Source organism: Stenotrophomonas maltophilia (assembly GCF_002799245.1).
Lineage (GTDB): Bacteria > Pseudomonadota > Gammaproteobacteria > Xanthomonadales > Xanthomonadaceae > Stenotrophomonas > Stenotrophomonas maltophilia_S.
Map to the genome: position 1 here is coordinate 1,042,185 of NZ_NEQV01000001.1, position 23,521 is coordinate 1,065,705.

Genomic DNA, 23,521 nt, shown 5'->3' on the forward strand with positions numbered 1-23,521 from the left:
CATACAGGACTGGGACTACAATCTTGGGCTGAGCTCCCCAAGGATCCGATCGATGCCCCTGCCCGCCTTCAAGGCCTATGACATCCGCGGCCGCGTGCCGGAAGAACTGAACGAAACGCTGGCGCGCCGCATCGGCGTGGCACTGGCGGCACAGCTTGCGCCGGGCCCGGTGGTACTGGGCCACGACGTACGCCTGACCAGCCCCGCGCTGCAGGACGCATTGGCCGCGGGCCTGCGCGGTACCGGGCGCGAAGTGATCGACATCGGCCTGTGCGGCACGGAAGAAGTCTATTTCCAGACCGACCATCTGGGTGCGGCCGGCGGCGTGATGGTCACCGCCAGCCACAACCCGATGGACTACAACGGCATGAAGCTGGTCAAGGAGAACGCGCGCCCGATCAGCTCCGATACGGGCCTGTTCGCGATTTCCGATGCGGTCGCCGCCGATACGTCCGAGGCACAACCGCCGCGTGCCGGGCAGAGCGCCCAGCACGACAAGAGCGCCTACATCGAGCACCTGCTGAGCTACGTCGATGCCGGCAAGCTGCGACCGCTGAAGCTGGTGGTCAACGCCGGCAACGGCGGCGCCGGTGCCATCGTCGATCTGCTGGCACCGCACCTGCCGTTCGAGTTCATCCGCATCTGCCACGAACCGGATGGCAGCTTCCCCAACGGCATTCCCAACCCGCTGCTGCCGGAGAACCGCGCCGCCACCGCCGATGCGGTGCGCGAACACGGCGCCGATTTCGGCATTGCCTGGGATGGTGACTTCGACCGTTGCTTCTTCTTCGACCATACCGGCCGCTTCATCGAGGGCTACTACCTGGTCGGCCTGCTGGCCAAGGCGATCCTGGCACGCAACCCGGGCGGGAAGATCGTGCATGACCCGCGCCTGGTCTGGAACACCGTGGACATGGTCGAGCAGGCCGGCGGCGTGCCGGTGCAGTGCAAGAGCGGCCACGCCTTCATCAAGGAAAAGATGCGCGCCGAAGACGCGGTGTATGGCGGCGAGATGAGCGCCCACCACTACTTCCGCGAGTTCGCCTATGCCGACTCCGGCATGATCCCGTGGCTGCTGATCGCCCAGCTGGTCTCCGAAAGCGGGCGCTCGCTGGCCGACTGGGTCGAAGACCGCATGGCCGCCTACCCGTGCAGTGGCGAGATCAACTTCAAGGTTGCCGATGCCAAGGCCGCCGTCGCGCGCGTGATGGAACACTTCGCGGCGCAGTCGCCCGCGCTGGACCACACCGATGGCATCAGCGCCGACTTCGGCGACTGGCGCTTCAACCTGCGCAGCTCCAACACCGAGCCGCTGCTGCGCCTGAATGTTGAAGCCCGGGGCGATGCAGCGCTGATGCAGGCACGCACCGACGACATCTCCCGCCTCATCCAGCAGTAACCGAGGAACGCATGAGCAGCATCCAGCCCGTCATCCTGTCCGGTGGATCCGGTACCCGCCTTTGGCCGCTGTCGCGCGAGGCGTACCCGAAGCAGTTCCTGCCATTGGCGGGCGAATTGACGATGCTGCAGGCCACCTGGAAGCGCGTGGCGCCAATCGCCGCGCGCGGACCGCTGGTGATCGCCAACGAAGAACACCGCTTCGTCGCCGCCGAGCAGCTGCAGCAGGTCGGTGCCGAGCCGGCCGCGATCATCCTTGAGCCGGTCGGCCGCAACACCGCCCCTGCCATCGCGGTGGCCGCGCTGGAGGCCACCCGCGACGGTGCCGATGCCCTGCTGCTGGTGCTGCCCTCCGATCATGTGATCACCAACGAGACCGCGTTCCGCAGCGCCGTACAGGCCGCCGCCGCCGCTGCCGAGGCCGGCAAGCTGGTGACCTTCGGCATCGTGCCGACCGGCCCGGAAACCGGCTACGGCTATATCAAGGCCGCCGATGGCCAGGGCCTGCGCGCGGTCGAGCGCTTCGTCGAGAAGCCCGACCTGGGTACCGCCACCGGCTACGTCAGCAGCGGCCAGTACTACTGGAACAGCGGCATGTTCCTGTTCAAGGCCTCGCGTTACCTGCAGGAACTGGAACGCTTCCAGCCCACCATGCTGGCCGGCAGCCGCCAGGCCTGGCAGCAGGCCCGTCGCGATGCCGATTTCACCCGCCTGGACAAGGACGCCTTCACGGCCGTTCCGTCCGATTCCATCGACTATGCGGTGATGGAGAAGACCGCCGATGCAGTGGTGATTCCACTGGATGCAGGCTGGAACGATGTCGGTTCGTGGACCGCGCTGCGCGATGTCTCGCAGCAGGACGGCGATGGCAATGCCCACCAGGGCGACGTGATCGCCATCGACTGCCGCAACACCTATGCCTACGCGCAACGCCTGGTGGCGCTGGTCGGGCTGGACGATGTGGTGGTGGTGGAAACTGACGACGCCGTGCTGGTCGGCAAGGCCGACCGCATGCAGGACGTCAAGACCGTGGTCGCGCAGCTCAAGGCCGAAGGCCGCAGCGAGGCCACCTGGCATCGCAAGGTCTATCGTCCGTGGGGCGCCTACGACTCGATCGACAACGGCGAGCGCTTCCAGGTCAAGCGGATCACGGTCAAGCCCGGCGGCACGCTGAGCCTGCAGATGCACCACCATCGCGCCGAGCACTGGATCGTGGTCAGCGGCACCGCCGAGGTGACCCGTGGCGATGAAGTGATCCTGCTCAGCGAAAACCAGAGCACCTACATTCCGCTGGGCGTGACCCATCGCCTGCGCAACCCCGGCAAGCTGCCGCTGGAGCTGATCGAAGTGCAGTCCGGCAGCTATCTGGGCGAGGATGACATCGTGCGCTTCGAGGACACCTACGGGCGCAGTTGAGCCCGCGCCCGCGGGTGGATGCCGACCATGGGTCGGGCTGGATACCGACCGTTGGTCGGGGTGGGTGCCGACCGTTGGTCGGCACATCACCTACCAGGTCAGGCGATCTCCGCCATCACCCGCTTCAGGCCGTCCTGCCAGGTCGGCAGCACGATGCCGAAATCCTGCTGCAGCTTGCGGTTGTCCAGCACCGACCAGGCCGGGCGCTTGGCCGGCGTCGGATACTCGGAGCTCGCAATCGCTTCGACCGTCGGCACCTTGGCCAACACGCCGGTGGCCAACGCTTCGGCGAAGATCGCCTCGGCGAACCCATGCCAGCTGGTCTGACCGCTGGCGGTCAGGTGCCAGGTCCCGGACAGCTGGCCCGGATGCTGCAGCGCCTGCGCGGTGACATCGGCGATCAGCGCGGCCGGCGTCGGCGTGCCGACCTGATCAGCCACCACCCGCAACGCATCGCGCTCGGCGCCCACGCGCAGCATGGTGCGCAGGAAATTCGCGCCATGCGAGGCATACACCCACGCCGTGCGGAAGATCAAATGACGGCCGCCGGCCGCACGCACCGCATCCTCGCCATCGCGCTTGCTGGTGCCGTACACGCCCAATGGCGCGGTGGGTTCGTCCTCGCGGTAGGGCGCGCTGCCCTGGCCATCGAACACGTAGTCGGTGGAGTAATGCACGAACGGCACGCCGTGTGCAGCACACCAGCGCGCAATCACACCCGGCGCCTGCGCATTGGCTGCGAAGGCGGCATCGACTTCCTGCTCGGCGCGATCAACGGCGGTATAGGCGGCCGCATTGACCACCACCGACGGTTGCACGCGATCAAGCAGCGTCGGCAGGCTGTCCGGCTGGCCGAAATCGGCCGTTTCGCAGGGACTGCCGTCGGGCAGCTGGCCGCTGCGGGTGGTCGCGACCACCCTGCCCAGCGGCGCCAGCGCGCGCAGCAGCTCCTGGCCGACCTGGCCGTTGCCACCGAACACGAGCACGGTCATGGCACGTAGACCGGCAGGCGGTCTTCAGCAATGTCCTTCAGGAACGGCGCGTTCTCGTCCTTGGCCGACAAGGTCGGCGCGCTGACCGGCCAGTCCACGGCGATGTCCGCATCGTTCCAGCGCACACCGGCATCGAAGTCCTTGAGGTACACCTCGGTGCACAGGTAACTGAACACCGCGCGCTCGGACAGCACGGCAAAGCCGTGCGCGAAGCCTTCCGGAATCCAGAACTGCTTCTTGTTCTCCGCACTCAGCACCACCGCTTCCCACTGCCCGAAGGTCGGCGAGCCGCGACGGATGTCCACGGCCACGTCGTAGACCTCACCTTCCAGCACGCTGACCAGCTTGCCCTGCGGGCGCGGCCACTGGTAGTGCAGCCCGCGCAGGACACCCTGCGCCGAGGTCGAGACATTGCTCTGCACGAAGCGGTCCGGCAGGCCCAACGCGGCGAAGCGCTCGGCGTTCCAGGTCTCGAAGAAATAACCACGGGCGTCGCCGAATACGGCTGGCTCGATGACCACACAGCCAGGCAACCTGGTTTCAATCACTTTCACGGAACGACTCCACGCAGGGCGAGCTTGTGCAGGTACTGGCCGTAGCCGTTCTTGATCAGCGGTGCAGCCAGTGCCTCCAGCTGCTCGGCGTTGATCCAGCCCTGGCCGAAGGCAATTTCTTCGGGGCAGCAGACCTGCAGGCCCTGGCGGGTCTGGATGGTCTCGATGAAGTTGGAGGCCTCAAGCAGGGACTGATGGGTACCGGTATCCAGCCAGGCATAACCGCGGCCCAGCGCTTCCAGATGGAGATTGCCCTCCTGCAGGTAGCGCTTGTTGAGATCGGTGATCTCCAGTTCGCCACGCGGCGACGGCTTCAGCTCAGCGGCGTAGTCGCTGGCCTTGCCGTCGTAGAAGTACAGGCCGGTAACCGCGTAGTTCGAACGCGGATTGTCCGGCTTCTCGACCAGATCGATCACCTTGCCGCTCTTGTCGAACTCGGCCACGCCATAGCGCTCCGGGTCGTTCACCCAGTAACCGAACACGGTGGCGCCGTCCACACGTTCGTCGGCGCGCTTGAGCACTTCGCGCAGGCCGTGGCCGTGGAAGATGTTGTCACCCAGCACCAGGCAGCTCGGTTTGCCGGCGACGAAGTCGCGGCCGATCAGGTAGGCCTGGGCCAGGCCATCCGGACTCGGCTGCACCGCGTACTGGATGTCCATGCCCCACTGCGAACCGTCGCCCAGCAACTGCTGGAACAGGGCCTGCTCGTGCGGCGTGTTGATGATGAGCACTTCGCGGATACCCGCCAGCATCAGCACGCTGAGCGGGTAATAGATCATCGGCTTGTCGTACACCGGCAACAGCTGCTTGCTGACGCCCTTGGTGATCGGATACAGCCGGGTGCCGGAACCACCGGCGAGGATGATGCCCTTGCGCTGGGTCATGAGGTCTCCTGGATTCAGGCTGCGGTGCCGATGCGCTGCAGACGGTAGCTGCCGTCGAGCACGCCGTTGACCCATTCCTGGTTGTCCAGGTACCAGTCGACGGTGAAGGTGATGCCCTGCTCGAAGGTGTAGGCCGGTTCCCAGCCCAGGTCGTTCTTCAGCTTGGAAGCATCGATCGCATAGCGGCGGTCATGACCAGGACGGTCGGTGACATAGGTGATCTGGCTGCTGCGCGGCTGGCCGTCTTCGCGCGGACGGCGCTGGTCCAGCAATGCGCAGATGGCCTGCACCACTTCGATGTTCTGCTTTTCCGAGTTGCCGCCGACGTTGTAGGTCTCGCCGACCTGGCCCTTGGCCAGCACGGTGCGGATCGCCTCGCAGTGGTCGGACACGAACAGCCAGTCGCGCACCTGCTTGCCATCGCCGTACACCGGCAGCGGCTCGCCGGCCAGCGCCTTGGCGATCACCAGCGGGATCAGCTTCTCGGGGAAGTGGTAGGGGCCGTAGTTGTTCGAGCAGTTGGTGGTCAGCACCGGCAGCCCGTAGGTGTGATGGAACGCGCGCACCAGGTGGTCCGAGGCCGCCTTCGACGCCGAGTACGGCGAGTTCGGGGCATACGGGGTGGTTTCGCTGAACTTGCCGGTCTCGCCCAGGGTGCCGTACACCTCGTCGGTGGACACGTGCAGGAAGCGGAAGGCCGCGCCCTGCCCGGCCGGCAGCGCCTTCCAGTAGTCGCGCACCGCTTCCAGCAGGCCCAGGGTGCCCACCACGTTGGTCTGGATGAAGGCGCCCGGGCCGTCGATGGAGCGGTCCACGTGGCTTTCGGCAGCGAAGTTCAGTACCGCGTCCGGCTGGTGTTCGGCCAGCAGGCGAGCGACCAGATCACGGTCGCCGATGTCGCCCTGCACGAACACATGGTTGGGGTTGCCTTCCAGGCTGGACAGGGTCTTCAGGTTACCGGCGTAGGTAAGGACATCGAGGTTGACGACCTTGATGCCGCGGGCGACGGCTTCGAGAACGAAATTACCGCCAATGAATCCGGCGCCGCCGGTGACAAGCCATGTGGGCACTACCTGTTCTCCTGATCGAAATGTCATCCATGGGGCGCACTTGGGCGCCCCCGCACAGCGGCACAGCATACATGCCCCCCGTCTTCACGACTGCCAGCGTGTCGTGAATGGCGCTCTTGCTACGTCCGTCCCATGCCGCGCTGCAGCATCACCATACGCATTCGCATGGTCCCCTCAAGCCAGCTAGAATCGTGATCCCACCCCCCGAACCGGTTGCTGTTGCAGGACCGGATGATCTCCAGCAAATGTGAGCCGGCCAGCGGCCGGCACTACAAGGACCCCGTACCAGATGAAAATCCTCGTCGCGTACAAGCGCGTGGTGGACTATAACGTCCGCATTCAGGTCAAGCCGGACGGTTCCGGCGTGGTCACCGACGGCGTCAAGCTGTCCCCCAATCCCTTCGATGAAATCGCCCTGGAAGAAGCCCTGCGCCTGCGCGACAAGGGCATCGCCAGCGAAGTGGTGGTCGCCACCATCGCCCCGGCCGACGCCCAGGCGCATCTGCGCAACGGCCTGGCCATGGGCGCCAACCGCGCCGTGCATGTGGTCACCGACCAGGCCATCCAGCCGCTGACCGCCGCCCGCACCCTGCTCAAGCTGATCGAGAAGGAACAGCCGGACCTGGTGATCCTGGGCAAGCAGGCCATCGACGACGACGCCAACCAGACCGGCCAGATGCTGGCCACGCTGTGGGGCCGCCCGCAGGCGACCTTCGCCAGCAAGCTTGAAATCGCCGACGGCAAGGCCACGGTCACCCGTGAAGTCGACGCCGGCCTGGAAACGCTGGAAGTCGACCTGCCGGCCGTGGTCACCACCGACCTGCGCCTGAACGAGCCGCGCTTCATCAAGCTGCCGGACATCATGAAGGCCAAGGCCAAGCCGCTGGAGACCCTGCAGCTGGCCGAGCTCGGCGTTGAAGCCGCTGACACCTTCAAGACCACCCAGTACGCCGCGCCGTCCAAGCGCAGCAAGGGTGTGATGGTCAAGGACGCGGCCGAACTGGTTGCCGCACTCAAGCAGAAGGGGTTGCTGTAATGAGCAGGATTCTCGTCATCGCCGAGCACCACGACGGCAAGCTCAACGCCGCGACCGCCAAGACCGTCAGCGCCGCTGCCGCCATCAGCGGTGCCAGCATCGACGTGCTGGTGCTGGCCGCCGATCCGGCCGCAGTGGCCGCCGAGGCCGCGAAGATCACCGGCGTCGCCAAGGTCCTGACCGTGGCCAATGCTGCCAACGCACAGGCCATCGCCCAGGTGCTGGCACCGCAGATCGCGCAGCTGGCCAAGGGCTACACCCACGTGTTCGGCCCGTCGACCACCTTCGGCAAGGATCTGATGCCGTGCGTGGCCGCCCTGCTCGGCGTCAACCAGGTCTCCGACCTGATGAGCGTTGAAGGCAGCCACACCTTCAAGCGCCCGATCTACGCCGGCAACGCGATCATCACCGTCGAAGCCCCGGCCGACCAGATCGTGGTCGCCACCGTGCGTGCCGCATCGTGGCCGGAAGCCGCCCAGGGCGGCAGCGCCGCCATCGAAGCGGCCAGCGTCGATGCTGCCCTGCCGAGCCATACCCGCTTCGTCGGCCTCGCCGCCGGTGCCAGCGACCGCCCGGACCTGCAGAGCGCCAAGCGCGTGGTCTCAGGCGGCCGCGGTGTCGGCTCGGAAGAGAACTTCAAGGTCATCTTCCAGCTGGCCGACAAGCTCGGTGCCGCCGTCGGTGCCTCGCGTGCTGCGGTCGATGCCGGTTACGTACCCAGCGACCTGCAGGTCGGCCAGACCGGCAAGATCATCGCGCCGGAACTGTACGTGGCCGTCGGCATCAGTGGTGCCATCCAGCACCTGACCGGCATCAAGGATGCCGGCACGATCGTCGCGATCAACAAGGACGGCGATGCGCCGATCTTCGAGATTGCCGATATCGGCCTGGTGGGGGATCTGTTTGCGATCCTGCCGGAGCTGGAAAAGGCGTTGTAAATGAGTGGAAGCGCGTCCCCGGCACCGGCGTCGCCGGACCGCCGGGGACGAGCGGCCCGCTGGGTCATCATCATCGCAGCGGTCTATATCGCTGCTCTGTGCTACATCGATCGGGACAGGAATATTCTGTCCCGGCTCGCCGACATGGCGGCGCCTCTCGGCGCCTGCGCCCTGCTGGTACTTCTGAGTTATCTCCTGCGTTACCTGCGATGGCGCAGCATTCTGCGTGCCCAGGGTTTCCCGCTGCCGCAATGGAGGCAGGGGCTTCTGGCCTATCTGGCAGGCTTTGCTTTCACCGCCTCACCCGGCAAGGCAGGCGAACTGCTGCGAATCCGCTACTTCGGATGGCTGCATGTCCCCGCCAGGACCACCCTCAGCACTTTCATCTTCGAACGCGCCATCGACCTGCTGGTCATCACCCTGCTGGCAATCGGAGCTGCCACGCTGGTGCCCGTGTTCGGCCTGCTCACCGTGATCATTCTGCTGGTCCTGTCTGCGCTGGTTGCATTTGCCTGCTGGTCACCGCTGGCACGTGCCTCACGCCATGTGATCGATCTGGTGCCGGGAAGGCCGCTGCGCCAGCTCGGTCACTTCCTGGTGGACGGTGCCGGCGCTCTGGGCCCACTGATGCGTCCTGGCCTGCTGGCCAGCAGCTCCAGCTGGGGCGTGGGCGCCTGGGGGCTCACCGCAATCGCCTTCGCGTGGCTGTGCCATACCTCCGGCATTGACCTGCCGTGGCCACTCGCGCTCGGCATCTATCCGTTGGCAATGCTGGTCGGCGCGCTGTCCTTCGTACCCGGTGGGGTAGGCACCACCGAGGCATCCATCGTAATGATGCTGAACGCGAGCGGTGTCGACACCGACGCGGCGCTGGCCATCGCCATCGGCATCCGCCTGGTCAGCCTGTGGCTGGCCGTGCTGGTGGGCGTGCTGGCGATGATCGCGCTGGAGTCTGCCGGTTCAGCGCCCCGGCAAGGCCACTGAAGCCCTACTGCTGCCCCTGAAGCCCCGATCACTTATCATCGTCGGGTTATCAGGGACTTGAAGAACACTGCAATGCGAAATTTGGATGCACCCAGGAATGGAGCCGACGCACTGTGACGGTTTCCAATCGCCCGCTCTGCGTTGACCTCGACGGCACCCTGTTGCGCTCGGACATCCTGTACGAGTCACTGCTGGCCCTGCTGGCCCACAATCCGCTTTACGTCTTTCTCCTGCCCTTCTGGCTGCTGAAGGGCAAGGCCCATGTGAAGCGCCAGCTGGCCTCCCGCGTGAAACTGCCGGCCGAAACCCTGCCCTACGACGAGCGCGTGCTGGAGATCCTGCGCACCACCACGCAGCGCCCGCGCGTGCTGTGCACCGCCTCCGACCGCCTGCTGGTCCAGCCCATCGCCGACCATCTGGGCCTGTTCGAGGAAGTGATGGCCAGCGACGGCCACACCAACCTGTCCGGCAGCAACAAGGGCAAGGCACTGGCGGCGCGCTTTGGCGAGCGCGGCTTCGATTACATGGGCAACGGCACCGTCGACCTGAAGGTCTGGGCCCATGCCGGTGGTGCATTCGTGGTCAACAACGGCCCGGCACTGGCGCGCGCAGCGGCCAGGCAGACCGAGGTGCTGGCCCATCTGCCATCGCAGAATGGCGGCCTGCTCACCTGGGTCAAGGCCCTGCGTGTCTACCAGTGGCTGAAGAACCTGCTGGTGCTGGTGCCGCTGCTCACGGCGCATCGCTTCTTCGACCTCACCTCGATCATCGATGCAGGCGTGGCCTTCCTGGCCTTCGGCCTGTGCGCATCAGGTGTCTACCTGCTCAATGACCTGCTGGACCTGACGCCTGATCGCATGCACCCGCGCAAACGCAAGCGTCCGTTTGCTGCCGGCACGCTGCCGCTGCTGCAGGGCCTGCTGGTCGCCCCCCTGATCACCCTGGCCGGTTTCGCGCTGGCACTGGTCTGCAGCCCGGCCTTCGCTGCCGTATTGCTGTGCTACTACGTGATGACCCTGAGCTATTCGCTCAAGCTCAAGCGCATCGTGATGATCGACGTGGTGATGCTCGCGGCGCTCTACACCGTGCGCATCATCGGCGGCACGGTGGCGATCAACTCCGAGCTTTCATTCTGGCTGCTGGCGTTCTCGATGTTCGTGTTCCTCAGCCTGGCCATGCTCAAGCGCTATACCGAACTGGCTTCGGCCCTGGCCAGTGGCAAGGAAATGGCCATCGGCCGCGGCTATTCGGTGGCTGACCTGCCGCTGGTGCAGTCGCTGGGTGCGGCCGCCGGCTATATCGGCGTGCTGGTCTTTGCGCTGTACATCAACAGCCCCGAGAGCCTGGAGCTGTACACCAACCCGAAGCTGCTGTGGCTGCTGTGCCCGATCCTGTTGTATTGGATCAGCCGCATGTGGATCGTTTCCCACCGTGGCGACATGCATGACGACCCGATCGTGTTCGCGGCCATGGACCGCGGCAGCCAGATCGTCATCGGCCTCTGCGTGCTCATCGTCCTGCTTGCGATATGAGTGGGACAATCGGCCAGTCCTGGGGGCGCTACCCGCGCGTCGAGCAACGGATCCTTCCGGTGCTCGACCGTGATGCCGCGCTGCCGCTGCCGCCTGATGGCGGCAGCGTGCTGGGCCATGGCAACGGTCGCAGCTACGGCGACAGCTGCCTGAATCCAGGCGCCACGCTGCTGACCAGCCGCGGGCTGGACCGGTTCATCGCATTCGATCCTGCCACCGGCATCGTGCGCTGCGAGGCGGGCGTGACCCTGGCCGCCATCCTGGATATCGCGCTGCCCTCCGGCTGGTTCCTGCCCGTCACCCCAGGCACCCGCTACGCCACTGTTGGGGGTGCCATCGGCAACGACGTGCATGGCAAGAACCACCATCGCGCCGGTACGTTCTGCCACCACGTGCGGCGCCTTGAACTGCTGCGCAGCGATGGTTCGCGGCAGCAGCTCACGCCAGACGACAGCAGTGGCCTGTTCGCAGCCACCGCAGGTGGGCTTGGCCTGACCGGCTTCATCACCTGGGCCGAGCTGCAACTGCGTCGGGTACCCGGCCCATGGATCGAAACCGAGTCGATCCGTTTCGGCAATCTCAACGAATTCTTCGAGCTTTCGCGCGACTCCGCCGAAGGGTTTGAATATACGGTGGCCTGGATCGACTGCCTGGCCAAGGGCGCAAACCTCGGCCGCGGCCATTTCCTTCGTGGTGACCATGCCCCTGGCAATGCGCAGGCGGCCACGCCCGGTTCGGCCCCGCGGCGCAGCATGCCACTGGTGCCACCGGTCTCGCTGGTCAACGGCCTTACCCTGCGACCGTTCAACACCCTGTACTACTGGCGCCAGCCGGCTCGCCGGGCTCGCCACGTATCGCACTACCAGAGCTATTTCTATCCGCTGGACGGCATCAACCACTGGAACCGCATGTATGGCCCGCGCGGCTTCCTGCAACACCAGTGCGTGCTTCCGCCGGAACACGCCCGCGATGCAACGGCGGCGCTGCTGGCAGAAATCGCCCGCAGCGGCCGTGGCTCGTTCCTGGCCGTGCTGAAGGAGTTCGGCAACCGCCCCTCACCGGGCATGTTGTCCTTCCCGCGCCCCGGCACAACGCTGGCCCTGGATTTCCCCAATGACGGACCGGATCTGCTGAAGATGCTCGACCGGCTCGATCGCATCGTCAGCGAGGCTGGCGGCGCGGTGTATCCGGCCAAGGACGCGCGCATGTCCGGCGCCCTGTTCCGCCAGGCCTACCCCGCCTGGGAAGCCTTCTCCCGCTTCATCGACCCTCGATTCTCATCCGGCTTCTGGCGCCGGGTGATGGAGTAACCATGCAGAAGATCCTGATCATCGGCGCGACGTCGGCCATCGCCGAATCGGTTGCGCGCCTGTACGCCACACGCGCTGCGGCGCTTTACCTGGTTGGTCGCAGCCCCGCGAAACTGGACGCCATTGCCGCCGACCTGCGCGTGCGCGGTGCCAAGCATGTGGATACCGGTGTTCTGGACGTGAACGATGTCTCGGCCCATGGCGCACTGCTGGACACCGCATGGGCCGCCCTGGGCGGCATCGATACCGTCCTGATCGCCCACGGCACCCTGCCCGACCAGGCGGCCTGCGATGCCTCCGTGGACCTGTCGCTGCGCGAGTTCGCCACCAACGGCACCTCCACCATCGCCCTCGCGGCGGCGCTGGCCCAGCGCCTGCAGTCCGGTGCGAGCCTGGCGGTCATTTCCTCGGTGGCCGGTGATCGTGGCCGCGCCAGCAACTATCTGTACGGCAGCGCCAAGGCTGCGGTCACAGCCTATCTCAGCGGCCTGGGCCAGCGGCTCCGCCCGGCCGGCGTCAACGTCCTGGTGATCAAGCCGGGTTTCGTCGATACGCCAATGACCGCCGCCTTCAAGAAGGGCGCCCTGTGGGCGACGCCGGACAAGGTGGCCGCCGGCATCCTCAAGGCGATCGGCAAGCGCAAGGCAGTGGCCTACCTGCCCGGCTTCTGGTGGGCAATCATGATGATCATCAAGAACATTCCCGAATTCGTCTTCCGCAGGATCAAGCTCTGACATGACCGACAAGCACGCCAAGATCGTCATCACCGGTGCTGCCGGCCTGGTCGGGCAGAACCTGATCGTCGAGCTCAAGCAGCAGGGTTACACCCAGCTGGTGGCCATCGACAAGCATGCCCATAACCTGGATATCCTGCAGGGCCTGCATCCGGATGTCCGCGTGGTGAAAGCCGACCTGGCTGAACCTGGCGCGTGGGCGACCGAGTTCAACGGCGCCGCCTGCGTGGTGCAGCTGCACGCGCAGATCACCGGCAAGACCACCGACCTGTTCGTCCGCAACAACATCACGGCCACCGGCCATGTGTTGAAGGCCACCCGGGACGCCGCCGTGCCCTACATGGTGCACATCAGCTCGTCGGTGGTGAATTCGGTCGCCAAGGACGATTACACCAATACCAAGCGCGAGCAGGAGGAGATGGTGGTCGCCAGCGGCCAGCGCCACTGCGTGCTGCGCCCGACGCTGATGTTCGGCTGGTTCGACCCCAAGCACCTGGGCTGGTTGTCGCGCTTCATGGCTCGCACGCCGGTATTCCCGATCCCGGGCGATGGCCGATTCATGCGCCAGCCTCTGTATGAACGCGACTTCTGCCGCTGCATAGCCAAGTGCATCGAAACCGAACCGGACGGCGAGGTCTTCGACATCGTCGGCGATACCCGTGTGGATTACGTGGACATCATCCGCACCATCAAGCGGGTAAAGAAGCTGCATACGGTGATCGTGCACATCCCGATCGGCTTCTTCGGCTTCCTGCTGAAGGTCTACAGCCTGTTCAGCAGCAAACCGCCTTTTACTGCGGACCAGCTCAAGGCCCTCAGTGCCGGCGATGACTTCAAGGGCATCGACACGGAAGCGGTTTTCGGCGTGAAGCAGACGCCGTTTGAAGAAGCCATCCGCGAGAGCTACACCGACCCGCGCTACAGCCACATCGTGCTGCAGCGCTGATCCACAAGAACAGAAGAAGACTCCTCATATGCGCAATTTCGCCATCATCGGCAGTGGCCCCATGGGTCTCATGGCAGCCCTGGAGCTGCTCAAGCAGGGCCACAAGGTCGACATCTACGAGCGCGACGATCGTATCGGCGGCATGTCGGCCGACTTCGATTTCGACGGCCTGCGTATCGAGCGCTACTACCACTTCATCTGCAAGACCGACTATCCCCTGTTCAAGCTGCTCGACGAGCTGAAGATGTCTGACCGCCTGCACTGGACAGACACCAAGATGGGCTATTACTACCAGGGCAAGCTGCACAAGTGGGGCACGCCGTTCGCACTGCTCGGCTTCCCGCACCTGGGGCTGGTGGACAAGGTGCGCTATGCCCTGCATGTGATGCATACCAAGGGCATCCAGGACTGGACCGCGCTGGACAAGGAGAATGCACGCGACTGGATTACCCGCTGGATCGGCCCCAAGGCCTACAAGGTGATGTGGGAAAAGGCGTTCGCGTTGAAGTTCTTCGAATACCAGAACGACCTCTCCGCGTCCTGGATCGGCACCCGCATCAAGCGCGTGGCCCTGTCCCGCCGCAATCTGTTCAATGAAAGCATGGGCTACCTGGAAGGCGGTTCGGCCGTGCTGCTGGACCGGCTGGCCAACGAAGTGACCCGTCTTGGCGGACGCATCCTGCTTTCCCAGCCGATCGAGGAAGTCACGTCCCTGGACGGCAAGGTTACCGGCATCCGTACGCCGGACGGCCACCACGCCTATGAAGCGGTGGTTTCCACCGCGCCCATCCAGTACGTGCCCCAGATGGTTCCAGGCCTGCCGAAGGCATTTGCAGACAAGGTTGCGGCCATCGAGAACATCCCGGTGGCGTGCGTGATCCTGAAGCTGTCGCAGCCGGTCAGCGAGAACTTCTGGATGAACATCAGCGATGACCGCATCACCATTCCCGGCCTGATTGAATACAGCAACCTCAACCCGGGCAAGGGACCTGGCGAACACATCGTGTACGCACCGTACTACATGCCCAAGACCCACCCGAAGTGGCAATGGAGCAACCAGCAGCTGATCGACGAGGTCATCAGCTACCTGCCCATGATCAATCCGGCATTCAAGCCGGAATGGATCAAGGCGACCCATTGCCACCGCTACGAGTACGCGCAGACCATCTGCCCGCCGGGCTTCCAGGACATGCTGCCGCCGATGAAGACGCCCGTCGAAGGCTTCTACATGGCCGACACCGCTTACTACTATCCGGAGGATCGCTCGATCAACGAGAGCATCGCGGTGGGTAGTTCGCTTGCGCGCCTCGCCAGCACCGGAGCAGCTGAAGCGTGAACCAGCCAGCAGTTTCGCGCCAGTTCCTGTTGTTCCTGATCGCCGGCGGCACCGCCGCGGCGATCAACTTCGGGTCGCGCATCCTCTTCAGCCAGTACATGCACTATGTGCCTGCGATCGTGCTGGCCTACTGCCTGGGAATGATCACCGCTTTCACGCTCAACAAGCTCTTCGTTTTTGAGAAGGCCGGCAACCGTCTGCACCACCAGATCCTGTGGTTTGTCCTGATCAACCTGGCGGCCGTCGTACAGACCATCCTGATCAGCCTGCTGTTTGCCCGGTACGTCTTCCCGTGGTCGGGCATCGATTTCCACAACGAGACACTCGCTCACGGCATCGGCGTTGCCGTACCCGTAGTGACGAGCTATGTCGGCCATAAATACCTGTCGTTCGCCAAGGCAAAAGACTCACCCGCTCGATGAAAACCCTCACTTCTGGCAACGCCCCCTCCCTGTCCATGCCGGGAGGGCGCCAACGCCGTAGCATTGCCAGCCTCCTGCTGACCGTCCTGTCGATCGCGGTGCTTCTGGCACTGCATGTGGAGCTGCTGACCACCACGATCAACAAAAGCTTGTGCTGCTTCGACGACTCCTCGTTCGCCGTGGTATCCAAGAACCTTGCCAGCGGCGATGGCTATCTGCTGACACTTGATTATGGCAATGTCGATCACAGTGGGCGCCTGTTCCATCCGGCGCTGGGCACGGGGCCCAGCGCGATCCTGGTCGGTGCGGCTGCCATCAAGGTCTTTGGAGCCAAGCCCTGGGCACCCGGCTTGATGCTGGTGCTGTTCAATGCACTTGTCCTGTCCTTCTGCATTGCCGTCATATCCCGACGGCTCGGCATTGCGCGCGCATCGAGCTACATCTGCCTTGTGGCGCTGGCCAGCATCGCAGTAACAACGCAGCATCATGAGCAGTGGTTCGCGTTCTTCGGCGAGGTCCAGTCACTGGCGCTGGTGTTGGCCAGCTTCGTGTTGATTGCCTACGGAAACCGTTCACGCCTGAACCTGTTGGGTGCGGGCTTGCTGCTGGGCATGTCATTCCTGACCAAGGAGCTGTCCGCACTGTTCACTCTGCCGGTAGCCTTGCTGGCATTGGCCATGTTCCTCCGCGGCCCCGCGCGCCCCTGGCGCGTCCGCCTGGCAGAGTCGCTTGCGCCGCTGTTGCTGGTTGCTGCAGGCACCCTGCTGCCGATCGTGCTGTTTGAAGCCTATCGATTCCACGCCATGGGGGGTCTTGACGGCTGGCTTCAGAACTGGACGCAGCACATCGACTTCGTGAAGTCCCAAGGCATGGATGAGCGGGGTTTGGGCTTGTCTGCTCTTGTGGCAGAACGCCTGGCACTGTTCTCTTCCCGTTTCAGCATCGGCTTCATCGCGCTTTCCGTGTTGGCCCTGCTTGGCATCACCGCAACGTTGCTGACGGCGCGCGATCGCCGGCCGAAAGAGCTTGCCCTGCTGGTCGGCAGTGCCTGGTTGATCATGTCCTGCTACTGGTTGCTGCTCTCGCTCGGGTGGGCGCGGTACGCCTTCAACGTGATTCCGCTGGCATTTGCGTGCGCCGCGCTTCCCGTGCTGTCCATCTCCGGCCGCGAATCACGCCACGCCATTCTTCCAGGCGGCGTATTGGCGCTCCTGCTGGCCCTGCTGGTTCAGCCCACCTACCTCTATGCGCGGGAAACCTGGCTTCCGGCGGTACATCCCGCAACGCCCAGTGGATTGACCGACGCGCAGCAGCAGAACCGGCTTGAGGCTTACCTGCGCGGTTACCACGGAACGCTGTACATCCCGTGGTGGGCCCATGGCGCAAGCATGGAGTATCGCCTTCCCGGCCACGCCCGGATGGCGGCCATTACCGCCTCTTCGGACAGTGAGGGATTGCTGCTGATCGATACGACCTTGCCGTTGCCAGAAGGCAGCGACTGGGCGGCCTTCTATCCTCGTTGCACGCTCAAGGTCGAATTCGGCGAACGCTATCGCGTAGAGCACTGCACCGCGAAGCCTTGATCCTCCCGCTACCCGCCACGTCCTTCCGGACGTGGTGGGCAGCGGGCCGCAGCGCATCCGTTCCGATGCCCTGCCGCCGCCAGCCAATCACCCCTCACCGGGGTAACCGTCCCACATCAACGTGGGACGATGATCCTGCAATCAGCGGCAGGCAGTTCCCGCCCGCCCTCGGCGTATTCACCCAGGATCTGCCGGTAGTAGCCCTCGCGCTCACCCGACCCAGCCAGCTGGTTGGGACAGTCCACCACGGCCCCCATGCGCCCACCACCGAGCAGGACGCTGTCGGGCTTGGCGATGGATGCATAGTGCTCCAGGGGCGCCCAGTCGGGCACCATCACCGCGCGACGGCTGGCCAGATAGGGCATCTCCGACGACCAGTCCATACCGAAGACGATGATCACATCGTCGGTGTTCGTGTTTTCCTTGACCACGCGGGCCACTTCGGAAAAGCGCGACGGCTGGAAGGCACCCTGCATCATGGGCAGGAAATGACCATGCATGTACCAGATGCTGAGAGCAGACAGACCAAGTGCCGCAGCACTGCCCAGCATGACACCCCTGTGACCGGCGACTGACACCCCAAGCCACCACAGCAGCAGACCGACGATGGAAGTCGCAAAGACCTGGTTCGCCGTCTGGTAGTAATCGTGGACGAAGTGGAGGTTGGTGAAGGACATGAACGGGATGACGTAGGCTGCCAGAAGCAGTCCCACCGCCACCCGCGTGCGCGGCACCACCAGGCCAAGCAGTACCACGAGCAGGAACAGGTAGGTGGAACCGAACAGGTCGGCGAAACGCTTGTCCACGAAGACCTTCTTCCATACCGCCGGGTCCAGGCGTTGGGCCAACGTCCCGTAGTTCCAGTTGCCGAGGGCGGCCGATGTGAGCGATGCACCCAGCGGTGTCTGGGACTTCATCGCATCGGCATGACCCAGCCATGCAACCAGCACAACCAGCGCCGCAACCGCCGAGGCAGCTCCCCAGCCAATCAGCCTCGCATGCGCGGAAATCCACGCGTAGCGCCAGCCCTGCTCCCGCAGTACCACCCACGCGAACGCCAGCGCAACGAACACCGCGAATCCATAGAAGGTGGTCACCTTGACCAGCGCAGCGAGGATGGCAGCGATGACGGCAAGCAACCCGTAGTGGTGTCCGCCACCACGCCAGACGCGGCAGATGGCCCACACGAACAGCAGTCCGAAGAATACCGCCGTGGACTCGATCATCACCGACCGAGCCCAGAACAACGCGAGCGGTGAAACAGCAAATGCGCCCGCAATGCAGGTCGCCATCGCCCGTTCGGCACGGACCTCAAGCACGATCCGGTAGACCATCCAGACCGAGGCAATCTGGAACAACACAGACACCAATCGACCACTGCGATCAGTACCCAGGCCAGTCACCGCCGAAATCAATGCCGAAAGCCCCTGGAACAATGGAAACTCGAAGGGGATCGACCACGGAGCACCAGCGACAGGCGTGATGTAGTCGAAGAACGAGCCGCCGCGCGCGAGCCATTCGGTGGACAGCGCTGTCTGCGCCTGACGGAATCCAAAGGCATCGACAATCGGCATCGACCAGCTGTACCAGGTCGCCCATACCAACAGAACGGTCGAACAAGCCAGAAGGATCTGGCCCGGCAGAGCGGTTCGCTTCATGAAACTCTCCTGAAATCATGCAATGCACAGCGGTGCATGCGGCCTCCCGCCGCAGCGCGACGGGAGGCGAATGGCAAGGTCAGAACTTCAGCCTGCGCCCATTGTCGCAATTGAACTGAATCCCATCCCCCAGCAGGACGTGATACACGCCCTGCGGCAATGCCGACAGGTCCATGAGCACTCGGAACCCACCCCGCTTCAATGCAGGAACACCCCTGTCTTCGGCAACGTCAGGCCGTGGAGTGTTGTAGGTGATCGGAACCGTCCATGTCCGCGTGCCGCCTTCCTGCTTGAGAACCACCATCGGCGACTGCGACAGATCGCCTGCTGCCGCGCCCCCCATCCAGCCCCCGAGCATCACGTTCCCCGGGTTGGCCGGAACGTAGTACGGCTCGGCACCGAAGGGGTGGTTGTCGAGTGACTCGAGGTTGCACAGGCTGAACGGCTGACTGGGCTGCGCAGCCTGCGCGGTGTCGAGTTCCGTTGCGTTCTGCAGGACGGGAATACTCGGCAGAATGCTCTCGGCTGCATTCGGATCAGGAACCTGGGGACCCTCCGGGACCTTGCACGAAGTAACCAGCAAGGCGACCGAAGCGACTCCCATGTACCGGAGGCAGAGCGATTGCATTCTGTTCATGTCGGCACCTGATCAGACGCGGCTCGGAAGCTGCTTGAGATCGTGCTGCCACGAGTATTCGAAGACGTACCCGCCGTGCGCATCGGAAATGTATCCGGACTTCGGCGCACCCGGCTTCAGGTGATGCGGAGGATAGGCCTGCAACGAGGTGTAATGCGTCACGTAGGACTTGCGGGTCAGCATGTCATCGGTGATGCGGGTACCTTCATGCGACAGATTGCCATGCCATACCAGCACGTCTCCCTTCTTCGGGCAGTACACGATCGGCTCGATCGCCTTTTCCTTCATCTGCGCGGCAAGGTAGACACTGAGTTCATCCGGCTGGCGGACGCTGTCCGGCTCGAACAATACCGACCCGTTGCCCCAGTCGAAGAAACCGGACTTGTCCACGCGGTGCGAGCCGGGGTAGTAGGCCAGGGGGCCTGAAGCCGGATCGATGTCCTCAAGCGGGATCCAGCTTGCAGCAAGGTGTGCAACCGGGTCCTGGCAACGGACATAGGGATAATCGATATGCACCGGCTGCTGGCTGCCCTTGTAGAAGGTCAGCGACTGCATCGCGCAGGCCGGCCCGCCGAAGACATGACGGAGGAAGACCGCGACGTGACGGGTCAGGCTCAATTCTGCCGCGACACGGGAAATGGTATGGATGCTGTTGAACTTCAGACCGGAAAAATCGAGCTCTTCCGCTGTGAGATCGCGAATGTGCTTCTGGACACCGCGAACCTCGACGTTCAGGTCGAAGTCGAGGAAATTCCTGCGCAGGTGCTCGATGTCATTCTCCAACGCATCGATCAGGCTGCGATTGACCACGTCCTTGAACAACACGACGCCGTTCTCATGCCAGTTCTTCAACGACTCGCGAAGGTCAAAGTCCAGCTGCTCGCTGACCTTGGCCACGTAAGCATCAATCGCAGGATTGTCCAGATCCAGCCAAGGACGGCCAGCCAGCCATTTGTTCGCGTCGTACAACATTACTGCTCCAGGGAAATTCGGGGTGACTCCTGCTCATGCCCCCAATCTGATGGTGCCGGGCAGGTCCTTGTTGCTTCCGGTCCGGCATCCTCCGCCGGGCCACTATCGTCTCACAACCGCAGCCTGACCGGCCGGTTGCTTCCACCAACGCTCCTCCAGCGCCCTGCCCAGGCGGATGCCCGGCAACTCGATGAACCGATAACCCAGCCAGGCCAGGGGCAACATAATGCTGAAAGTCAGCAGGGTGCAGGCCAGGAAGGAAAGGGTCACCGGATGCTGGCCGGCGTAGATCCACCGGTAAACCGGCATCAGCAGGACCACCACCGGAGGGTGCATCAGATAGAGGGAGTAGCTGATCTTGCCCAGGAATGCAGTGAACCGGTTCACCAGCAGCTGCCAGGGGGCCTGCGCCAGGCCCGCGAAGATCAACCCATAGGCCACGCCCTGCAGGTAATACGGCATTCCCAGCAGATTGGGCAGCCACCCACGAATCAGTGCAAGGAAAGTAAAAACGCCGGCAACGAGCATCATCGTGCCCTTCGACCGCCGCTCCGGATCGGCCGGATCCAGCCTGACATACCAGAAATAGAGCAGGCCACCTACCGCGAAGATCGGCAGATGCCGTAATACGCTCCACTGCTCGATCGACTCACGCCACCCCGCCGGCAACACCACAAGGTCCAGTGCCGCCAGAGTCAGGTACCAGAGCAGCAGCATGGCAAACACCATCGCGACTGCCGAATACAGATTCCGCACGCGGGCATATATCAGCGGAAACACGGCGTAGAAGATCATCTCCACGCCGATGGTCCAACCCGCCCAGACGATACCTTCCTGACGGAGCGGGAAGAAGTTGAACACGAACAGGACCGACGCCATCACTCCTTGCAGGGAATGGTGGTTGTCGAACATCCATGCATCGCGAAGAACGGTCACGGCGATCATGAAGTAGAACAGCGGGGCGATACGCAGGAAGCGATGTAGATAGAACGCCTTCAACGGAGCCCCGCCCGCCTGGCGCAGCGGCATGGTGTAGTAGAGCGAGAACGCGCTGACGATGAAGAACAGGGTGACGCCGGTCCCTCCCATCAACGTGAACGTCTCGGCCCAGCGCGGCAGCAGCAGCTGGGGCTGCGGGATAAGCGCCATGTGGTAGATGACGACATAGGCCGCAGCCAGTCCCCGCAGGCTGTCCAGAAACACCAGCCGCTGCTTTCCGCTCACGTCGGCAGAGTTGAATCCCTTCATTGTTACTCCCTGATCAGTCTGTCAGCGGACTGCTTTGATGACCACCGGCAGCATAAGAAAATCGTCGCCGTACCGGTAGTTGTTGGTGACCATTCCCGCATACGGCGCGTAGGAAAGGCCAAACTGGACGCTACGGAAACCAGCATCCAGAAGCAGTTCCGGGAGATCGGCACCAAAGCTGTTGAAGGTGTAGACGCCTTCCGGCCGCAACCCGTCACCGTGCATTTCGGTCGGCAGGAATTCGTGCAGGACACCGTCCGCGTCGAGCCGTCCGCGTACCAGGGTCTGCGGCAGCCAGGGGAACCAGGGGACATTGAACAGCAGGATGCCATCCTCTTTCAGTACGCGACCGCATTGACGCAGTGCTTTCGAAGCATCCGGCACGTGCTCGAGAACGTCGTTGTGCAGGATCCCGTCCAGCTCTCCATCGGCAAACGACAATGCCTGCATGTCCTGATGGATCGCATGTCGGGGCTGTTCCTCCTGCCCCTCCCTGCCCGGGAACTCGTAGATCATGCCGCTCAGCGCGGCCGGATCATGGAACTCCGAAAGACGGCAGTCCCGCCAGGTCGCCGCGCAGTAACGCCCCAGTGGGCTGAATGCCTCCAGCAGCGCCAGCTTCGCGTCATCGGCAAACAGGCGCCTGGCCGCGATGAACAACTGCCTGGAGCGTGCGTTCAATCCGCAGCGTTGGCAAACCAGTCCCTCGCGAAGATTGACATCGTCGCCGAACATCGCGCCGCCATTGACCGCCATGTCCACGACATGGCGGCAATGCACGCAGTAGCCTTCGAACACCGGCCTGGCCGCAATCGCCGCATCGATTTCGCGCATGTCGTCCAGTTGATCCTGGACCGCAGTGGTCAGCGATGCTACCGAGTCGTACCACATCCAGCTGGGATACATTCCGTCTCCTTGCGCTGCAGGGCCGGAGAGGTACGCTCAGGGAAGGGACGAGGAAGCACCCTCGATAGCCTGCCACGTGCGTCGGACGCCAGCCTCAAGATCGATTCGCGGATACCAGCCCAGCTGTTCGCGGGCCTGCGTAACATCCAACACGACAGCCTTGACGTCAAATGACCGCCCGGGCAGGTAGTCCACCTGCACAGGGATTCCGGTCACCCTGCGAATAGTATCGCAGAGGGCATTCAAGCTGCTGCCTGCGCCCGATCCGACATTGAAAACACTGTTCTTCCCCGAGTCAACGGCCATCATCGCCAGGTCGACCACGTCATCAATATAGACGTAGTCGCGGATGATCTCGCCGTCCCCCCATATCTGCACCCGCTGGCCAGCCAGCGCCTTGCCCAGGAAAACCGCGACGGCGCCCTGGATTCCTCCCAGTGCCTGCCCGGGACCATACGGGTTGGACGGCCGGATGATGACCGGATCAAGCCAGCCCTGCCGCTGGAACATGGCCAGGTACTGCTCGATGGCCACCTTGACGATGCCATAGGAAGAGATCGGCCGCAGCGCATGGCTCTCCGGCACGGGTACCCGCTCCGGGTTGCCATACACGGTGCCACCGGACGAGAAATAGCAGATGCGCCGGATGCCCTGCTCGCGCATCGATGCGAGCAGGGCGAGCGTGCCGAGCAGGTTGCCCTGGACGTCGGACTCCGGGTCGGCATCGGCGGTGCTGGGCACGGTACAGCTGGCAAGGTGGTAGACCGCGTCGACCCCTGAAAGCACACGCCGCAGCAACACCGGATCGTGGAAATCACCCATGTGATAGTCCACACCGGTCAAGTTCCTGTCCGCGCGTGGTGCGAAGCGGTCAAGGACCACGACGGTATCGCCGCGCCTGCTCAACGCCCGCACGAGGTGGGTGCCGATGAACCCGTTACCGCCGATGACCAGTGCCTTCATGC

22 protein-coding genes are annotated in these 23,521 nt (G+C 64.0%); 12 read left to right on the plus strand and 10 right to left on the minus strand.

The features are described from left to right. Positions 1-52: 52 nt before the first annotated feature. Both B9Y64_RS04940 and B9Y64_RS04945 read left to right on the plus strand, forming a co-directional pair. The gene (locus B9Y64_RS04940) at positions 53-1,399 is read left to right on the plus strand and encodes a phosphomannomutase (protein ID WP_100439705.1); all 1,347 of its coding nucleotides are present in this window, start codon (positions 53-55) and stop codon (positions 1,397-1,399) included. 11 nt (positions 1,400-1,410) lie between these two features. Next, a complete protein-coding gene (locus tag B9Y64_RS04945; protein ID WP_100439706.1) occupies positions 1,411-2,814 on the plus strand; it encodes a mannose-1-phosphate guanylyltransferase/mannose-6-phosphate isomerase in 1,404 nt (467 codons plus the stop codon). A gap of 98 nt (positions 2,815-2,912) precedes the next feature. Here the strand turns inward: B9Y64_RS04945 and rfbD are convergent, their stop codons facing one another. From rfbD to rfbB, 4 genes are read right to left on the minus strand one after another with little or no spacing between them, the layout of a single operon-like run. Next, a complete protein-coding gene (gene rfbD, locus B9Y64_RS04950; RefSeq protein WP_100439707.1) occupies positions 2,913-3,806 on the minus strand; it encodes a dTDP-4-dehydrorhamnose reductase in 894 nt (297 codons plus the stop codon). Further along, on the minus strand, positions 3,803-4,360 hold the full coding sequence (gene rfbC, locus B9Y64_RS04955) for a dTDP-4-dehydrorhamnose 3,5-epimerase (RefSeq protein ID WP_059036223.1): 558 nt from the start codon (positions 4,358-4,360) through the stop codon (positions 3,803-3,805). Before rfbC ends, rfbD begins: the two co-directional genes overlap by 4 nt. After that, the gene (gene rfbA / locus B9Y64_RS04960) at positions 4,357-5,244 is read right to left on the minus strand and encodes a glucose-1-phosphate thymidylyltransferase RfbA (protein ID WP_100439708.1); all 888 of its coding nucleotides are present in this window, start codon (positions 5,242-5,244) and stop codon (positions 4,357-4,359) included. The genes rfbC and rfbA overlap by 4 nt, the downstream gene beginning before the upstream one ends. Positions 5,245-5,258: 14 nt before the next feature. Next, the gene (gene rfbB, locus B9Y64_RS04965; protein ID WP_100439709.1) at positions 5,259-6,314 is read right to left on the minus strand and encodes a dTDP-glucose 4,6-dehydratase; all 1,056 of its coding nucleotides are present in this window, start codon (positions 6,312-6,314) and stop codon (positions 5,259-5,261) included. Positions 6,315-6,603: 289 nt separating this feature from the next. Between rfbB and B9Y64_RS04970 the strand changes: the two genes are divergently transcribed. The 10 genes from B9Y64_RS04970 to B9Y64_RS05015 all read left to right on the plus strand — a co-directional run bounded on the left by B9Y64_RS04970 (position 6,604) and on the right by B9Y64_RS05015 (position 17,135). Then, entirely contained in the window at positions 6,604-7,350 is a 747-nt protein-coding gene (locus B9Y64_RS04970) for an electron transfer flavoprotein subunit beta/FixA family protein (RefSeq protein ID WP_100439710.1), read from the plus strand. Beyond that, complete coding sequence (locus tag B9Y64_RS04975; protein WP_100439711.1) at positions 7,350-8,288, plus strand: electron transfer flavoprotein subunit alpha/FixB family protein; 939 nt, start codon at positions 7,350-7,352, stop codon at positions 8,286-8,288. Before B9Y64_RS04970 ends, B9Y64_RS04975 begins: the two co-directional genes overlap by 1 nt. Next, on the plus strand, positions 8,289-9,272 hold the full coding sequence (locus B9Y64_RS04980; RefSeq protein WP_100439712.1) for a lysylphosphatidylglycerol synthase transmembrane domain-containing protein: 984 nt from the start codon (positions 8,289-8,291) through the stop codon (positions 9,270-9,272). A 113-nt stretch (positions 9,273-9,385) separates the two neighbouring features. Then, positions 9,386-10,804: a UbiA family prenyltransferase gene (locus B9Y64_RS04985; RefSeq protein ID WP_100439713.1), complete on the plus strand. Its 1,419-nt coding sequence runs from the start codon at positions 9,386-9,388 to the stop codon at positions 10,802-10,804. Next, positions 10,801-12,114: an FAD-binding oxidoreductase gene (locus tag B9Y64_RS04990; protein ID WP_100439714.1), complete on the plus strand. Its 1,314-nt coding sequence runs from the start codon at positions 10,801-10,803 to the stop codon at positions 12,112-12,114. The genes B9Y64_RS04985 and B9Y64_RS04990 overlap by 4 nt, the downstream gene beginning before the upstream one ends. Positions 12,115-12,116: 2 nt before the next feature. After that, complete coding sequence (locus tag B9Y64_RS04995) at positions 12,117-12,848, plus strand: SDR family oxidoreductase (RefSeq protein WP_100439715.1); 732 nt, start codon at positions 12,117-12,119, stop codon at positions 12,846-12,848. A gap of 1 nt (position 12,849) precedes the next feature. After that, entirely contained in the window at positions 12,850-13,794 is a 945-nt protein-coding gene (locus B9Y64_RS05000; RefSeq protein ID WP_100439716.1) for an NAD-dependent epimerase/dehydratase family protein, read from the plus strand. Between the two features lie 28 nt (positions 13,795-13,822). Further along, a complete protein-coding gene (locus B9Y64_RS05005) occupies positions 13,823-15,130 on the plus strand; it encodes an NAD(P)/FAD-dependent oxidoreductase (RefSeq protein ID WP_100439717.1) in 1,308 nt (435 codons plus the stop codon). Further along, positions 15,127-15,552 carry a GtrA family protein gene (locus B9Y64_RS05010; RefSeq protein ID WP_100439718.1) on the plus strand — a complete coding sequence of 142 codons (426 nt, stop codon included), beginning with the start codon at positions 15,127-15,129 and terminating at the stop codon, positions 15,550-15,552. The genes B9Y64_RS05005 and B9Y64_RS05010 overlap by 4 nt, the downstream gene beginning before the upstream one ends. Beyond that, on the plus strand, positions 15,549-17,135 hold the full coding sequence (locus tag B9Y64_RS05015; RefSeq protein WP_157804482.1) for a hypothetical protein: 1,587 nt from the start codon (positions 15,549-15,551) through the stop codon (positions 17,133-17,135). Before B9Y64_RS05010 ends, B9Y64_RS05015 begins: the two co-directional genes overlap by 4 nt. 116 nt (positions 17,136-17,251) lie before the next feature. On the opposite strand, the gene B9Y64_RS05020 is transcribed toward B9Y64_RS05015, so the two are convergent. From B9Y64_RS05020 to B9Y64_RS05045, 6 genes are all read right to left on the minus strand, one after another. Continuing rightward, positions 17,252-18,793 carry a glycosyltransferase family 39 protein gene (locus tag B9Y64_RS05020; protein WP_100439720.1) on the minus strand — a complete coding sequence of 514 codons (1,542 nt, stop codon included), beginning with the start codon at positions 18,791-18,793 and terminating at the stop codon, positions 17,252-17,254. A gap of 79 nt (positions 18,794-18,872) precedes the next feature. Continuing rightward, the gene (locus tag B9Y64_RS05025) at positions 18,873-19,430 is read right to left on the minus strand and encodes a hypothetical protein (RefSeq protein ID WP_157804483.1); all 558 of its coding nucleotides are present in this window, start codon (positions 19,428-19,430) and stop codon (positions 18,873-18,875) included. Between the two features lie 12 nt (positions 19,431-19,442). After that, positions 19,443-20,402, minus strand: a complete 960-nt coding sequence (locus tag B9Y64_RS05030; protein ID WP_095378699.1) for a phytanoyl-CoA dioxygenase family protein — start codon at positions 20,400-20,402, stop codon at positions 19,443-19,445. A gap of 102 nt (positions 20,403-20,504) precedes the next feature. Next, on the minus strand, positions 20,505-21,650 hold the full coding sequence (locus tag B9Y64_RS05035; RefSeq protein WP_100439722.1) for an acyltransferase family protein: 1,146 nt from the start codon (positions 21,648-21,650) through the stop codon (positions 20,505-20,507). A gap of 21 nt (positions 21,651-21,671) precedes the next feature. Beyond that, positions 21,672-22,556, minus strand: coding sequence for a methyltransferase domain-containing protein (locus tag B9Y64_RS05040; protein ID WP_100439723.1), 885 nt, complete (start codon positions 22,554-22,556; stop codon positions 21,672-21,674). A gap of 36 nt (positions 22,557-22,592) precedes the next feature. After that, on the minus strand, positions 22,593-23,519 hold the full coding sequence (locus tag B9Y64_RS05045; RefSeq protein ID WP_100439724.1) for an NAD-dependent epimerase/dehydratase family protein: 927 nt from the start codon (positions 23,517-23,519) through the stop codon (positions 22,593-22,595). Positions 23,520-23,521: the final 2 nt, after the last annotated feature.